Source organism: Phocaeicola salanitronis DSM 18170 (genome assembly GCF_000190575.1).
GTDB lineage: Bacteria > Bacteroidota > Bacteroidia > Bacteroidales > Bacteroidaceae > Phocaeicola > Phocaeicola salanitronis.
Genome location: NC_015164.1, coordinates 3,267,556 through 3,282,934, shown reverse-complemented (window position 1 = coordinate 3,282,934; position 15,379 = coordinate 3,267,556). Strand labels below are relative to the sequence as shown.

Annotated in this window: 12 protein-coding genes; 3 read left to right on the top strand and 9 right to left on the bottom strand. The window is 48.6% G+C overall.

All coding sequences use genetic code 11. The features are described 5' to 3' along the window. Positions 1-19: 19 nt before the first annotated feature. Genes BACSA_RS14085 through BACSA_RS14075 form a run of 3 tightly spaced genes read right to left on the bottom strand, consistent with a single transcriptional unit; the run spans position 20 to position 5,091 of the window. Entirely contained in the window at positions 20-2,413 is a 2,394-nt protein-coding gene (locus tag BACSA_RS14085; protein ID WP_013618706.1) for a glycoside hydrolase family 127 protein, read from the bottom strand. A 29-nt stretch (positions 2,414-2,442) separates the two neighbouring features. Beyond that, positions 2,443-3,558 carry an endo-1,4-beta-xylanase gene (locus BACSA_RS14080; RefSeq protein ID WP_013618705.1) on the bottom strand — a complete coding sequence of 372 codons (1,116 nt, stop codon included), beginning with the start codon at positions 3,556-3,558 and terminating at the stop codon, positions 2,443-2,445. A gap of 48 nt (positions 3,559-3,606) precedes the next feature. Further along, entirely contained in the window at positions 3,607-5,091 is a 1,485-nt protein-coding gene (locus BACSA_RS14075) for an MFS transporter (RefSeq protein WP_013618704.1), read from the bottom strand. A 526-nt stretch (positions 5,092-5,617) separates the two neighbouring features. Between BACSA_RS14075 and BACSA_RS20275 the strand changes: the two genes are divergently transcribed. From BACSA_RS20275 to lepA, 3 genes are all read left to right on the top strand, one after another. After that, the gene (locus tag BACSA_RS20275; protein ID WP_169311459.1) at positions 5,618-5,842 is read left to right on the top strand and encodes a hypothetical protein; all 225 of its coding nucleotides are present in this window, start codon (positions 5,618-5,620) and stop codon (positions 5,840-5,842) included. 172 nt (positions 5,843-6,014) lie between these two features. Then, positions 6,015-7,370, top strand: coding sequence for an MATE family efflux transporter (locus tag BACSA_RS14065; RefSeq protein ID WP_013618703.1), 1,356 nt, complete (start codon positions 6,015-6,017; stop codon positions 7,368-7,370). Between the two features lie 162 nt (positions 7,371-7,532). Beyond that, positions 7,533-9,314 (top strand): translation elongation factor 4, encoded by a 1,782-nt coding sequence (lepA, locus tag BACSA_RS14060; RefSeq protein ID WP_013618702.1) that lies wholly within the window; start codon positions 7,533-7,535, stop codon positions 9,312-9,314. Positions 9,315-9,693: 379 nt separating this feature from the next. Here lepA and recG read toward each other — a convergent pair whose 3' ends face one another. The 6 genes from recG to BACSA_RS14030 all read right to left on the bottom strand — a co-directional run bounded on the left by recG (position 9,694) and on the right by BACSA_RS14030 (position 15,363). Then, a complete protein-coding gene (recG, locus tag BACSA_RS14055) occupies positions 9,694-11,793 on the bottom strand; it encodes an ATP-dependent DNA helicase RecG (RefSeq protein WP_013618701.1) in 2,100 nt (699 codons plus the stop codon). A gap of 273 nt (positions 11,794-12,066) precedes the next feature. Beyond that, positions 12,067-12,729, bottom strand: a complete 663-nt coding sequence (locus tag BACSA_RS14050; RefSeq protein ID WP_041584054.1) for a 2-C-methyl-D-erythritol 4-phosphate cytidylyltransferase — start codon at positions 12,727-12,729, stop codon at positions 12,067-12,069. Beyond that, the gene (locus BACSA_RS14045) at positions 12,726-13,277 is read right to left on the bottom strand and encodes a DJ-1 family glyoxalase III (protein ID WP_013618699.1); all 552 of its coding nucleotides are present in this window, start codon (positions 13,275-13,277) and stop codon (positions 12,726-12,728) included. Before BACSA_RS14045 ends, BACSA_RS14050 begins: the two co-directional genes overlap by 4 nt. Before the next feature lie 4 nt (positions 13,278-13,281). After that, on the bottom strand, positions 13,282-14,109 hold the full coding sequence (locus BACSA_RS14040) for a cell envelope integrity protein TolA (protein WP_013618698.1): 828 nt from the start codon (positions 14,107-14,109) through the stop codon (positions 13,282-13,284). A 110-nt stretch (positions 14,110-14,219) separates the two neighbouring features. Continuing rightward, positions 14,220-14,636, bottom strand: coding sequence for an ExbD/TolR family protein (locus BACSA_RS14035; RefSeq protein ID WP_013618697.1), 417 nt, complete (start codon positions 14,634-14,636; stop codon positions 14,220-14,222). 4 nt (positions 14,637-14,640) lie between these two features. Beyond that, positions 14,641-15,363 carry a MotA/TolQ/ExbB proton channel family protein gene (locus tag BACSA_RS14030; protein ID WP_013618696.1) on the bottom strand — a complete coding sequence of 241 codons (723 nt, stop codon included), beginning with the start codon at positions 15,361-15,363 and terminating at the stop codon, positions 14,641-14,643. Positions 15,364-15,379: the final 16 nt, after the last annotated feature.

Here is a 15,379-nt window from a genome sequence, read left to right as displayed (position 1 = left end):
ATGTTGATGATTAATAAATTCATTTTTTAAGTATCCGGACATTAAATATGCCACCTGCCACTGTACCGGTACGGCTACGGAAAGTGACGGTAATGGTTTCTTTGCCGTCTGTCATCGTTGCCGGAAGCGGGTATTCCACGTCTACGTGCTCTTGACGGTTCCACCGGCCGGAAATATTCTCTTCGACCAGCACTTCGCCATCTACCAGAATGTCGAAAGCCCGAGCTGGATCAGTTGTTTCATTTCCCCAGTAGCGTACCAGAAGGGTTAGCTCTTTCAAACCGTCCGTATTCAGTGTGTATTCAAAATAACCTCCGTCGCGGGCATCGCGCCATGCTTCGTTCTCAAAATATCCGGTAGAGGAATTTTCCTGTTTCATCAAGTGGTCGGCTTCGGGTTGTTGCTCGCCGGGAGCTACTGCATCCACTGTGCGTCGGTCGAGCAGAAGTTTGCGTTGTTCGGTTTCTTCCACGGTCTGACGGTAATCGGCATATTCCTCGGGAGTCATGGAAAGCCAGTACATCATATAACGGCAATCGTGCAGACGGAAAAAAGGTTCCAATACCAAAGAAGCATATTTCTCTTCGAACAATCCGGGTACCGTATAGCAGAGAGGTTTGCCGGATACGGGTTGCATCTGTTCCAATTTGGCGATGATTTCGTCCCGCTTGCCTACCAGGACCGGGGTGTTGAACAGGGATACTAACGGACCGTGGGCGATATGTCCCCAACGGTCGTCTCCAGCCACCAAGCCATCCAATCCTTCGGTACCCATTCGTGCACCTAATAATACCGGACCACGCAAGATAGCGATATATTGGGGCACATTGGGCAGTTCTTCTACAGATACAGACATAGGCAGTTCCAACTGAACCTTGTCACCGTCTTTCCAGATGCGTTCTATTTCTATGTATGAGGAAGAAACCGAAGCGGCCGCATAGTCCTGTCCGTTCAATACGGCTTGCATGGCTCCGGTCCGACACCAATGGGGATGACGAATCAGTAACTTGAACTTCATCGGCTTTTCCGTACGAATGGTCAGACGGACACTTTCTTCATCTGGGAATTTCGTTTCCTGAATAATCCGGACGCCCCGTTCTGCCCAATCCAGTTCCGAAGCGATGAAAAGATTCACGTAGAGTTCGTTTTCCGTATGGGTATAAATAAGCTCACCGTACTTCCCGTGGTTCTCCATACCGGTACCTACGCAACACCACATGGCACTGTTGGGGGCTGAATATACGCGATAGTGTGCAGGACGTGCCGGTGTAAAATAGACATATCCCCCATGTTCGGGATGTTGGGTAGAGAGTATATGATTCAGCACAGCCCGTTCGTAATAATCGGCATAACGGGCTTCAGGGTTCAGACGAAATAACCCTTCGGTCAGTTTGAGCATGTTGTTGGTGTTGCATGACTCAGGACCTTCCCGGTCGTACACATAACTCAGGCAATCTTCAGCCGGGGCGAAATGCTCACGGCGGCTGTTCCCTCCTAATGCCAGCGAACGGGTCTCGACCACGGTCTGCCAAAAGAATTCGGACGCCTTTCTATAAAGAGCCGCATCCTCGGTGTGTCCGGAGCGGGCGCTTAGTTCTGCAATACGTTGGTACCCTACTACTTTGGGAACCTGCGTGTTGGCATGTTTGTTATCCAGATTGTCGATGCCTGCCGCCATGCTGTCTAATAACCAGTGGTGGGAAAAACGTTTGGCTGCATCCAGGTATTTCACATCACCCGTCATTTCGTAGGCGTCTGCATATACTTCATCCATACCGCCGAATTCATTTTCCAGCATTTGTTCCATCTGTTCGTCACTGAGGGGAGCAATGACGGTCAATCCCCAATCACATAAGTCGAGAAACATTTGCCGGGCCTCTTCATTGCCTCCGTAAGCCCAAGCATCGCGTAACCCGGCGTATGTCTTGTGCAAGTTATACCAGGGTACCCAGTATTTCCATATCAAGCCGACATTGCCTTGCTGTATTTCTTTCCAAAGCCGTTCTCCGTCGGGTACTCCTCCGATGTATCCGTTGCCGTGTGCTTCTTGGCAACGCTTCAGTTCGCTTACCATGTAGTCCATCCGTTGGCGGCATTCGGCATCGCCTGTAGCGGCATAATGAATGGCAAGGGCCGACAGGTAATGGCCTCCCACATGGCCGTCCAATCCTTCCCAGTTCGAAAAACCTTCGGCTTTAGAAGGCAGTCCGGCTTCTTTGAGATAGGGAGCCAGCAGACGGTCGGTGTCGTATTGTTTGAGTGTCTTTACGTTCAAGTCGCAAGCCTGTTTGAAAGGCCCTTCCAACAGCTTTACCCGGTTTAGTCCGAAAGTGTTTGGATAAAGTTTGTCTTGTGCCTGTATACCTGCCAGTACACCCAGCAGGCAACATACGGTCAGAATGTATTTTTTCATAAGCTAATTAAGATAAATAATTTTCTGTTTTATTGAGTTGAGTCGGTTGTAATCAGTTGTTGGACAAAAGGCTTGGGCTGATAGTTGCGGTCGAACAGCAGAGGGTAGTCACGCCGTCCTTTCACCGGGAAATCGTTTTTCCATGAATCGCCATCGGTCACGCCCCATACACAGACACGCGAAACAATGTCCGAACGACGGCGGAACAAGTCGAAGAACTGTTTCATCCGTTCGTTCCACATACAGGCTACGGAATCGGGTAATCCTTCAGGATAAGGGTCGAGTGTCCGGTTGAAGGTAACGGTATCTGCCAGATTGGCTGTTTGTGCCACCGTAGGCAGGGCACTCATGTCCCATTCGGTTATCATGACCTTTACTCCCTCATCGGCAAATGCCTGCATGCTGGCTTCCATATCTTTCAGGGTGGGATAATCCATTCCCATGTGTCCTTGCATACCCACGGCATCTATGCGCAAACCCCGTTCTTTCAACGTGCGGACCAACCGGCTTACTGCTTTTCGTTTACCTTCGGTGTGCATGTTGTAGTCATTGTAGTAGAGTTCGGCATCGGGATCGGCTTCGTGAGCATACTGAAAGGCAAGCGGGATGAATTCTTCTCCCAAAATCTCGTAGAATTTGCTGGGGCGGTATGTGCCATCTTCCATCAAGGCTTCGTTCACTACATCCCAACCGAAAACTTGTCCCCGGTAACGTGACACAACGGTCTGTATATGCGATTTCATCCGTTGTTTTAGCACTTCGGGCGATACATTCTTTCCTTCGCTATCCACGCAAAACCAAGCTGGAAGTTGCGAGTGCCATATCAGGCAATGCCCGATGATTGTCATGCCATTCTCTTGCCCCCAGCGGACAAACTCATCGGCCTGTTCAAAGCGGAATTTTCCTTCTTCCGGTTGAAGTTCTTCACATTTCATGCAGTTCTCCGCTACAATGGAATTAAAATGCTGTTTTACAAGAGCGGTTGCACGTGCATCCATGCCCGATGATTGGCGGACATTGAGCGCCACACCCATCAGAAACTCATCGGCCACCGCATGTTTCAACGACTCCGTGCTTTCCTTTTCCGGTTTGCAAGCGAGACAAAGGATCATGGATAGAAAAAGTAAAATACATTTGCTGTTCATAGATACGATTTTTTTAATTGAAACTCGGTAAATTTGCAGGAAGCGGCATTAGGATTTTCTTCTTGCATCCAGTTCTGCCTGCATCCGTTCGTTATACTGCTTGGTTATCGGGTAGAAGGTTAACGCTATTACGCCTACCAGGAAAAGACAGGCAGGGATGAGGCTGGCTGAAAGCACAATACCATGTACCGCCTGACTGCTCTGTACCGCCGAGACTCCCGAGACATAGCCGAAGCCTGACAAGAGGAATCCCAATACGGCTCCTCCCATACCTAATCCGGCTTTCAGGGCGAAAACCACTCCGGCAAAAACAAAGCCTGTGGCGCGTCGGTAGTATATGTATTCGAAATGATCTGCCACATCGGCCATCATGGCCCAAAGCAAGGGAACGGTAGGAGCATAAGCCAGACTTTTCAGAATGTTCAGTACAAACATAGACTCGACATCGCATGTTCCGGGGAAATAAAACAGGGCTGTAAATAGGGCTGTTAAGGACAGGCAGACCACAAACACTCTTTTCTTGCCGAACTGGTTGGCCAAGTATCCGGCCAGTACAGCCACTCCGATGAATTGCACGATGGCTCCCACCATGTTAAATACACCGAATCCCACTTCATAAGCTTTGTCGGGGCTGTTTACGATTAATCCGAAGGCATTCAACAAGGTATATCCGATACCTCCTGACGGTTCATGGATTACCAATCCCAATTTCTCCAGAAAGGCATACAGGGCTTGATTGTCCACATAATTCTCAAAATAGTAATTCATGGCACTCCCCCACATGGCCAATGTGGTGAAAAGGAACAAGGTCAGAATGAACATGGAACGCCAGGGAATGCTGCCCAATACGTGACGGATATCGTTCTTCACGTCTATCTTCTGTCCGGCGGGCGGTGAAATCCGCTCACGGGAGGTAAAGAAGGTAATGAGCAGAAACAGAAAGCCTATGCAGGCAAACAGCGTAATCGTATAAAGCCATCCGTGCGCTTTGTCACTTCCTTCTGAAAATTTACTAACCAACGGCAATGTCAGCCCCTGCACCACGAACTGCGCCAAAGTAGCTGCTATGAAGCGGACGGACGTAATGCTGACCCGCTCTTTGGCATCGCCTGTCATAACTCCGCCTAACGAGGAGTAAGGGGTGTTGTTGAAAGAATACATCACCATTAATAAAGTATAGGAAATCGTGGCGTAAAGGGCTACCAGAGCTTTGTCTTCGATGCCAGGATTGTAGAATGCCAATACATAAAATACCATAAACGGCAGGGCTGTCCACAATACCCATGGGCGGTATTTGCCGAAACGGGTTTGTGTCCGGTCGGACAACACTCCTACCGTGGGGTCGACAAAAGCGTCGACAATTCGTGCTACCAGCATGACCGTACCGGCTACGGCCCCTTCCAAACCGAAAATATCGGTATAGAACTTCGTCTGGTAAATCATCATCATCTGAAAGACGAGATTGGCGGAGCAATCTCCCAGACTATAGCCAATCTTTTCGGCCATTGTTACTTTTTGATGTTGCATATTCATGGATTTCAAATTTAAGTTTCTACAAAATAATTCCGGCCTAAGGCATAAACCGAAACCCGGAATTATGAATCAAATACCTATTGAAAACTGTTCATTCAATGGAAACACTATTTGCTTTTATCGTGCAAAAATGTCTCTGAAATTGCAATTTTTTCCTTTTCCTATTCTTATAGGCAAAATTATGGAATGGTTTCGAAAAACGGTTAACAGCAAGCGACATCTATTTCTGTTCAAGCGACATCTACCCTGCGAAATGCGACTTTTTCTTTGTTCAAAGCGACATGATAAGCTTCAGATGCCTGCATCGGCACACGCAACTATCTGCTTCGGCACACGCATATATATCCGAAGGGAAACTCACATAAGTGAAGATCCGCTTGAGGCGGCACATCCTCATAGGGGCATCGGATACCAAAGCGTTACAATTGTTACAAATGACAATTGACAATTAGTAAAAGCCGAAAAGGAGAATAGTGCTATTAATAAATTATATTATATATAGAAGCTGTTTTGAATTTATCGTGCGATGATTTGGGATGAGTTTTTGAGGCATTTTCGCTTCTGTGATGAGGAAGATAGCGGGCTATCTGACAAAGAACAGGAGCGAAAAGGACCAAAAAATCGCCCAAAGCACACACGAAAACGGATACATCAACCCAAGAAAAACTTTTTGGAGAAATTCAAAACAGCTTCTAACTTTCTCTTTGGAACCTCCTTGTTAAAATCCGATTTTTGTATTTGTCATTTGTAACAATTGTAACGCTTTGTGTCTTTTAACATACACAAAGACAACGTGCATGTCCTTAGTCCCTAAGACTTGATTTAGCGCAAGATTTTCAAGGGGAAGCCCGATTATTCTCCTTCTAAAAGAACACGGTAATCCGCTTTCCGCTAATTTTGCGCCCGATTTTAGTTGGAGTAATATGGCACAATCAAAAGAGATGACTTCGGGGGCTTCCTTACCGTTGATATTCAATTTCACCTTGCCCCTTTTATTAGGAAACTTATTACAGCAGACCTATTCATTGGTGGATGCGGCTATTGTCGGCAAGTTTTTGGGCATTAACGCCTTGGCGGCAGTAGGGGCGAGCACTTCCGTCGTGTTTCTGATATTGGGATTCTGTAACGGATGTTGCGGAGGCTTTGCTATTCCCGTAGCACAGAAGTTCGGTGCGCGCGATTATGTCACGATGCGCCGTTATGTTTCGGTCAGCCTGAAGATAGCAGGAGTCATGTCGGTCGTGATAACCGTCATTACAAGCTTGCTTTGTGCCTTCATCCTGCAAAGCATGCAGACGCCTGAAAACATTTTCGAAGGAGCGTACCAGTATTTGCTCATCACGTTCATAGGCATACCCTGTACGTTTTTCTACAATCTTCTGTCAAGCATTATCCGGGCATTAGGGGATAGCAAGACCCCGTTCTGGTTCTTGCTTCTTTCTACAGTGCTCAATATATTCCTCGACTTGTTCTGCATTTTGGTATTGGGATGGGGAGTAGCCGGGGCGTCCATCGCCACGGTTGTTTCGCAAGGCATCTCTGCCGTATTGTGCTACATATATATGAACCGCAAGTTTGAGATACTCCGCACTACGGCATCCGACCGGCGTTACCGTCCGGAACTGGCGAAGCAGCTCTTGTCCATTGGCGTACCGATGGGGCTTCAGTTCTCCATTACCGCCATTGGCAGCATCATGCTTCAAAGTGCCAACAACGCATTGGGTACGGCATGTGTAGCTGCATTTACGGCTGCTATGCGCATCAAGATGGTTTTCCTGTGCGCCCTCGACAGCTTGGGCATGGCGATGGCTACGTATAGCGGACAGAATTACGGTGCCGGGAAACCCGACCGCATCTGGCAAGGCATCAAGTCGGCGGTAGTCATGATGATGGTTTATATCGTAGCGGTGAATGTCATCATTTGGGGATGGGCAGACAAGATTGCTCTTTTGTTTATCGATCCCAGCGAGACGGAAATTATTAAAGATACCGCTCTTTTTGTTCACATCAATGTCTCTTTCTTTCCCTTGCTTGGATTGCTGAGTGTGCTTCGCTATAGCATCCAAGGGGCTGGCTATACCAAATTGGCAATGTTCTCTGGAGTGTCCGAAATGGTTGCCCGTGTCTTGGTGAGCCTCATCATAGTCCCGATGTTCGGTTTCTTAGGCGTGTGTTTCGGCGACCCGATGGCATGGCTTTTCGCCTGCCTTTTCCTGGTTCCCGCTTTCTCATACGTTTACCGGCGGCTGCATCTCATCGTGGCGAAAGAGAGAAATTAATTTTCTCACCACAGATGACACAGATTAAATCTATCAATGTGATATGAATGGTTCATCGTGATAGTTGATTTAATCTGTGTAATCTGTGGTGAACTTCAAATTTGGTCACTTTTACTTTTTTCGTTATCTTTGCATCCCAAACGCTGTAATTAAGAAAACTATATGAAGAATATCCGAAATTTCTGCATCATCGCCCATATCGACCATGGGAAGTCTACGCTTGCCGACCGCCTGCTGGAATATACCCAAACGATTAAAATTACGGAAGGGCAGATGCTTGATGACATGGATTTGGAACGGGAACGGGGCATTACCATTAAGAGCCATGCCATTCAAATGGAATATATGTACAACGGAGAAAAATATATTCTCAACCTGATTGACACTCCGGGGCATGTAGACTTTTCGTATGAAGTGTCTCGCTCTATCGCTGCATGTGAGGGAGCTTTATTGGTCGTAGATGCCTCACAGGGCGTACAGGCTCAGACTATCTCGAATCTTTATATGGCATTGGAGCACGACTTGGAAATCATTCCGGTAATGAATAAATGCGACATGGACAGTGCCATGCCTGACGAAGTGGAAGATGAAATTATCGACCTGCTGGGATGCAAGCGCGAAGAGATTATCCGTGCGTCAGGGAAAACCGGCATGGGGGTAGAAGAGATTCTGAAGGCTGTAGTAGAGCGTATCCCTTGCCCGACAGGAGATGAAAATGCACCGCTTCAGGCTTTGATATTCGATTCGGTATTTAATTCGTTCCGTGGCATTATTGCCTATTTCAAAGTAGAAAACGGCGTTATCCGCACAGGAGACAAGGTGAAGTTCTTCAATACCGGAAAAGAATACGACGCGGATGAAGTGGGCGTATTGAAAATGGACCTGGTGCCCCGCAAAGAATTGCGGACCGGCGATGTAGGTTATATCATTTCGGGCATCAAGACATCGCGTGAAGTAAAAGTCGGCGATACGATTACGCATATCGAACGTCCTTGCGAAAAAGCCATCGAAGGGTTTGAGGAAGTCAAGCCGATGGTCTTTGCCGGCGTTTATCCCATTGAGGCGGAAGATTATGAGAATTTGCGTTCTTCGTTGGAAAAGCTTCAGTTGAATGACGCTTCGCTGACTTTCCAGCCCGAATCATCCTTGGCGTTGGGCTTTGGTTTCCGGTGTGGCTTTTTAGGCTTGCTCCACATGGAAATCGTGCAGGAGCGTTTGGACCGTGAGTTCAACATGAATGTCATCACCACCGTGCCGAACGTTTCTTATATGGTGTACGACAAGCAGGGAGGCGTGCAGGAAGTGCACAATCCCGGCGGCATGCCCGACCCGACACTGATAGACCATATTGAAGAGCCTTACATTGATGCATCGATCATTACTACGACTGATTATATCGGTCCGATTATGACGCTTTGCCTTGGGAAGCGGGGAGAACTGGTACGTCAGGACTATATATCAGGGAATCGGGTGGAATTGCATTATAAAATGCCTTTGGGCGAAATCGTTATCGACTTCTACGACAAGTTGAAGAGCCTTTCAAAAGGATACGCTTCTTTCGATTATCATACCGCCGGTTTCCGCCCATCGAAATTGGTGAAGCTGGATATCCTGTTAAACGGAGAGCCGGTGGATGCGCTTTCTACCCTTACTCATGTAGACAATGCATACGATTTGGGACGCCGTATGTGCGAAAAGCTGAAAGAACTGATTCCCCGCCAGCAGTTTGAGATTGCGATTCAGGCTGCTATCGGAGCCAAGATTATTGCCCGCGAAACCATTAAAGCCGTGCGTAAGGATGTAACGGCAAAATGTTATGGAGGCGATGTGAGCCGTAAGCGTAAATTGCTTGAAAAGCAGAAGCGGGGCAAGAAGCGCATGAAGCAAATCGGTACGGTAGAGGTTCCGCAAAAAGCGTTCCTGGCAGTATTGAAGTTGGATTAAAAAACACGAACGCTCGTATCGGCTGATGCGGGCGTTCATATCAGACAACGCATACGCTTGTATGAAGCCATACGGGCGCATGCGTTTTTTTAGAAGCTGTTTTGAATTTCTCCAAAAAGTTTTTCTTGGCTTGATGTATCCGTTTTCGTGTGTGCTTTGGGCGATTTTTTGGTCCTTTCCGCTCCTGTTCTTCGTCAGATAGCCCGCTATCTTCCTCATCACAGAAGCGAAAATGCCTCAAAAACTCATCCCAAATCAGCGCACGATAAATTCAAAACAGCTTCTTATTGGCCTATACTTCTCGCGGCATTAATTTGTACATTTTGCGGATGCCATCATGTAAAGACGATTATAACTCCTTGGGGGTGTCATACATCTTTTACGAAATCACAGCCCAGTTCACGTTTTTCTTCCTCAACTCCTTTAATTGTTGCCAGACGACAGCATTCTCGGGACGTGTACCTTGCGGATCTGCCTCAAGCAAATGTTCCGCGATTTCACGGACGTATTGAAGAAGCTGTCCGTCACGGGCAATGTCGGCAATCTTCAAATCGAATGCCACACCGCTCTGTTGCGTCCCTTCCAAATCTCCGGGACCGCGGAGCTTCAGGTCGGCTTCGGCTATCTCGAAACCGTCGTTTGTGTCTACCATGATTTGAATGCGCTTGCGGGTATCTTCTGTCAGCTTATATCCGGTCACAAGGATGCAATACGACTGGTCGGCGCCACGCCCTACCCTTCCTCTTAATTGATGAAGCTGCGACAAGCCAAAGCGTTCGGCATTCTCAATGACCATGACCGAAGCATTGGGCACATTTACCCCGACTTCGATGACCGTAGTCGCCACAAGTATCTGCGTTTCATTCTCGACAAAACGCTGCATCTCCGCATCTTTCTCCGCAGCCTTCATCTTGCCGTGCACCTTGCTCACCTTGTATTCGGGAAAAGCTTCGCACACGTGCAGATATCCGTCTTCCAGGTTCTTGATGTCCATCTTCTCGCTTTCCTGAATCAGGGGATAGACAATGTATGCCTGCCTGCCCTCCTGGAGTTGCTTACGGATAAAAGCGTATAACAGAGCACGCCGGTTGTCAAACTGATGAATCGTCTGTATCGGCTTGCGTCCCGGAGGCAGTTCATCGATAACCGAGACGTCCAAATCACCATACAAAGTCATGGCAAGCGTACGGGGGATAGGCGTGGCAGTCATTACCAACACATGAGGCGGACACGTGTTTTTCTTCCAAAGCTTGGCACGCTGGGCGACACCGAACCGATGCTGTTCGTCAATCACCACCAATCCGAGCGAAGAGAAATTTACGGTATCTTCGATAACGGCATGCGTGCCGATGAGTATCTGCACCTCGCCCGTCACCAAATCGCGCAAGATTGTTTCCCGCTTCTTGCCTTTCACATTTCCTGTCAGCAGTTCTACACGGACAGGCATCCCGGCAAGGAAACGGGTAATGGTCTCATAATGCTGGTTGGCAAGGATTTCGGTCGGTGCCATCATACACGCCTGATAGCCGTTGTCTAAAGCGATGAGCATGGTCATCAGTGCCACAAGCGTCTTTCCGCTTCCTACATCGCCTTGAAGCAGACGGTTCATCTGCCTGCCGCTTTTCATGTCACGGCGCATTTCCTTGATGACCCGCTTCTGCGCTCCGGTAAGCTGGAAGGGAAGGTTCTGCTCATAAAATGTATGGAAGATTTCACCCACTGTACCGAACACAAGTCCGCGGAACTTGTTCCGGCGTTCCAGCGTGTAACGCAAGATATTCAACTGCACGTAAAAAAGTTCCTCAAACTTTAGGCGGTATTGCGCACGCCGCAGCAAATCGGGGTTTTGAGGAAAATGAATATTATGCAATGCATCGGAAAGCGGCATCAGGCGGTGCTGTTCTATCAGTTGCGGGCTAAGCGTCTCTTCGATTACCTCCCGCTGGAGGGCGGCAAAAAGATTCTTCATCAACTTCTCAACCGCATGCGAGTTCAGGTTGCTCCGCTTCATTTTCTCCGTTGTATTGTAATACGGCTGAAGCCCCATATTCGAAAGGACCAGTTCATCGGCAGGGTCAATATCGGGATGAGCGATGTTTATGCGTCCGTTGAATACCGTCGGCTTACCGAAAACAATGTAAGGTTCGTGCGCTTTGTATTTGCCCTCAACAAATTTCAAGCCTTGAAACCAAACCAAGTCAACGACTCCTGTACCGTCCGAGAAATGCCCGACCAGCCGGCGTTGCCTTCCCTCGCCAAAGGTTTCAAAGCTCAATATCTGCCCGCGCAACTGGATGTAAGGCATATTCCCGTCTATCTCATGAATGTAATAAAGCCGGCTGCGGTCTACGTATTTATAAGGGAAATAATACAACAAGTCCTTGAAGGAACGGATGTTCAGTTCCTTCTCCAAAACGGCAGCCCGCTGGGGGCCTACTCCTTGTAAATACTTTATATCACGTAATGATAAATCGGACATAGTTTTATTAATTGAACACAGAGACACGGAGACACAGAGTTTTTTATTTATTGAATATCCGCAAACAGCTAATGTAGGGGCGTATCGCATACGCCCGGATGCACCAACTTATCCACGTGGACGTTTTCGGGCGTATGCGATACGCCCCTACAGCCAATTTGGTAAAATGAGGACATTCATATTTTATTTATCTTCATTCGTGAAGATTACAATTTATCTCCTTCTCTGTAATTAAAATCTCTGTGTCTTTGTGCCTCTGTGTTCCAATTTAATTCAACACAACATTTCCGCCAATTTCAAATCAAACGGAGTGGTCAACTTGATGTTCTCGCGGTTGCCTCTCACTAATTCCACCCGATGACCGAGTGCCTCTACCACCGAAGCGTCATCGGTGAAGGCAGGTACATAAGGCTGGGCGTATGCTTGTTTCAATAGCGAAGCACGGAATACCTGTGGAGTTTGCACCAACTTATACCGGTCGCGCGGAACCGTTTCGCTCCCTCCGTCTTCCGATATCCGGCGAACGGTTTCCACGATATCCACGACCGGAATTGCCGCCCCTTTCTCTTCCGCGCTCCGGTAGCATTCCGCAATCACATCCGGCGAGACAAAAGGGCGCACTCCATCGTGTACCCCGACCAATGCATCTTCTTCCACCAATGCCAACCCATTCTTAACCGAATGGAAACGGGTTTCTCCCCCATCGGCTATCCGGTGCGGAAGCGTAAAGCCATACTTCTGGCATAACTGCTTCCAATACGCTTGCTGGTCTGCCGGCAACACGACAATCAAGCGGATAGCCGCATCGTATGCATGGAAAGCTTCCAATGTACGCATCAATACGGGTTTCCCTTTAACCGGAAGGAACTGCTTGGGGATATCGCCTCCCATACGCAAGCCTTTGCCTCCGGCGACTATCACTACATATTTTTTCACTCGGCGAAAAGCATTCCGTTCTTCACTTCAGCTACCTTACCGGCTCCGGCAAACTTTTCAAGGATAGCAAAACCAAATGCAGAAGCGGCAGCCGGTCCCTTACCTAAGATAAAGTTATCGGCAACTTCCACCATATTGCCGGTATATTCCGCACCTTCCAGGTATTTATCGAAGCCCGGATAGCAAGTAGCCTTCTTGCCTTTCAGCAAGCCGCGTCTTCCGTATACCAGCGGAGCCGCACAGATAGCGGCAAGCGGCTTCTGCGCATCGGCAAAGCTACGCACCAGCACATCCAGCCCGGCATGTGCATCCAGATTGGTCGCACCGGGAAGCCCGCCCGGCAAGACTATCATTTCGATGTCTTCTTCCTTCAAGTCTTCTATCAGGCAATCTGCCGTGACAGGAACACCGTGCGCACCGGTTACAGCCGGTTCACCCGTTACAGATACAGTCTTTACACTCAAACCGCCCCGACGCAGAATATCAAGCGGGAACAGGGCTTCCACTTCTTCAAAGCCCGTAGCTAAAAAGATACAAATCGATTTCATAGAGTTATTTTAATTTAAAGTAATACGTTATTGTCCCAGACTGGTTATTCACACCGTCCACTTGGTTGAACCTTGCCCGGCGTGCCGCCTCCTCCGCCGCACGTCTCAATGCCGGGTTCACCGTATTGGTGCGCTTGTTTATCTGCGTGCTGATTACCCTGCCCGACGGGTCTACCACAATGGTAACAACCACACGCCCTTCATCTTGCACATTATATACCGGCAAAGGCAAACCTCCGGGACCCAGCGAACGTCCGTTCAGGTCGAATACGCCCGATGCTCCCACGCCCGATGCCTTCCCTTCACTTCCGTTTCCAGTGGGGCTGCCTTGATTTCCTTCACCTTCACTCTTGCCGGTGCTACCCATTTTAGCCCCTTTGCCGAAAGCTCCGGCTATCTTGCTCGATGCCGTTTGTGCCGCAGCCCGTTCCGCTTCGGCACGTTTCTCGGCTTCGGTCTTTTCCCTGGGCTTTGGATGTTCCGCCGTTTTCTCTTCCTTCACCGCCTCTTCCCGTTTCTGCTCTTTCCGGGGTTCTTCCTTCTTCACCTGCAAAGACGGTTCATCGGCTTGGGTAATCAACGGCTGTTCCTCCCCGCCGTCAGGCGCAGGCACGTCCGGTTCCGATGCTTCAGGCTGAGGAAGCAAATCCACTTCGGTCAACGTATAAGGGTCGGCATCGCCTTGTCCCGTAGCGTTGTCTCCCAACATCACAGGCACACCGCCTTCTTCTTGCTTCGCCGGAAGGACAAGCACATACAGGAACAAGAACACGAGCACTGCCACATGCAACACCACGGTTCCTATTATTCCGATTATCTTGCTTCGTTTCACAATTCTGTTTTTTAAGCTGACAAGTTAACGAGTTAACAGGGTTTCAAATACCTTAGTAAAACTATTCAAACCTTGTTGCCTTGTCAACTTGTTACCTTGTTTACTCTAATTCATTCTTTATCCGGCCTCCGCGTAGCGAGCACCATCTTGTAATGGTTTTCATTCGCGATGTTCAATACCCGCACAATTTCCCGGTAAGGGATGGACTCATCGGCATATAGCGCCACATACATTTCCGGTTCCCTTGCGGCACATTCCTGCAAAAACGAAGGCACCTCATCCAGCGATAAAGGCATCTCGTCATCATTTCCGAACGCACCGTAATAATTCAGATCCTTGTCGATAATCACCCGCACCATCGGCTTTGCCGAAGTCTGTTCCGAGCCTTGGGGAAGCAACACCTTGATGGCATTGGGCGAGACCATCGTAGAAGTAATCATAAAAAATATCAGCAACAGGAAGATGAGGTCGGTCATCGACGACATGCTGAAGCTGGGCGATATTTTCTGTCTTCTTTTCAACGCCATACGCTTATCGTTTTTCGTCGGGTTCGTTTATCAAGTCCATAAATGCCATCGTACGGGCTTCCATCTGGCTCACCACCTTATCCACCCGATAAACCAAGTGGTTGTAAGCAAACATCGCCGCAATGCCGACCACCAAACCGCCTACCGTAGTAATCATCGCCTCGTAGATACCGCCCGAAAGCAAGGTAATGTCAATGTTATTGCCGGCATTTGCCATGTTCCAAAAAGCACGCACCATACCGGTCACCGTCCCCAGAAAGCCCAGCATCGGCGCACCGCTCGATACCGTAGCGATAATCGCCAGACCGTTCTCCAGCTTAGCCACCTCGATGTTTCCGGTATTCTCGATAGCCGCCTGCACATCCGATACCGGACGCCCCATGCGGGTAATGCCTTTCTCAATCATCCGTGCCGAAGGCGTATTCACCATCCGGCAATAGTTGATAGCCGATTTGATTTCACCCGTCTTGATATAATCCCGGATGCGGTCCATAAACAACGGGTCCTCTTTTCCTGCCTTACGGATAGCGAAGGCACGTTCGAAAAATACATAAAAGGCAATGACCGACATAATTGCCAGTACAATCATAATCCATCCGCCCTTGCACGCCATGTCCCACAAATTCATTTCCGGTTCTCCCGAAGCTACAGGAGTCAATACCGGATTGGCTCCTGCCAACGTATCGGCAACGGTCTGCGCTGCCGCCAGCAATGTCATACTCATCATACTCTTTCCAGTTTGT

Coding starts and splice junctions, on each gene's coding strand:
- BACSA_RS14085 (WP_013618706.1), bottom strand. CDS start 2,413: ATGAAAAAATACATTCTGACCGTATGTTGCCTGCTGGGTGTACTGGCA.
- BACSA_RS14080 (WP_013618705.1), bottom strand. CDS start 3,558: ATGAACAGCAAATGTATTTTACTTTTTCTATCCATGATCCTTTGTCTC.
- BACSA_RS14075 (WP_013618704.1), bottom strand. CDS start 5,091: ATGAATATGCAACATCAAAAAGTAACAATGGCCGAAAAGATTGGCTAT.
- BACSA_RS20275 (WP_169311459.1), top strand. CDS start 5,618: ATGATTTGGGATGAGTTTTTGAGGCATTTTCGCTTCTGTGATGAGGAA.
- BACSA_RS14065 (WP_013618703.1), top strand. CDS start 6,015: ATGGCACAATCAAAAGAGATGACTTCGGGGGCTTCCTTACCGTTGATA.
- lepA (WP_013618702.1), top strand. CDS start 7,533: ATGAAGAATATCCGAAATTTCTGCATCATCGCCCATATCGACCATGGG.
- recG (WP_013618701.1), bottom strand. CDS start 11,793: ATGTCCGATTTATCATTACGTGATATAAAGTATTTACAAGGAGTAGGC.
- BACSA_RS14045 (WP_013618699.1), bottom strand. CDS start 13,277: ATGAAATCGATTTGTATCTTTTTAGCTACGGGCTTTGAAGAAGTGGAA.
- BACSA_RS14035 (WP_013618697.1), bottom strand. CDS start 14,636: ATGGCGTTGAAAAGAAGACAGAAAATATCGCCCAGCTTCAGCATGTCG.
- BACSA_RS14030 (WP_013618696.1), bottom strand. CDS start 15,363: ATGATGAGTATGACATTGCTGGCGGCAGCGCAGACCGTTGCCGATACG.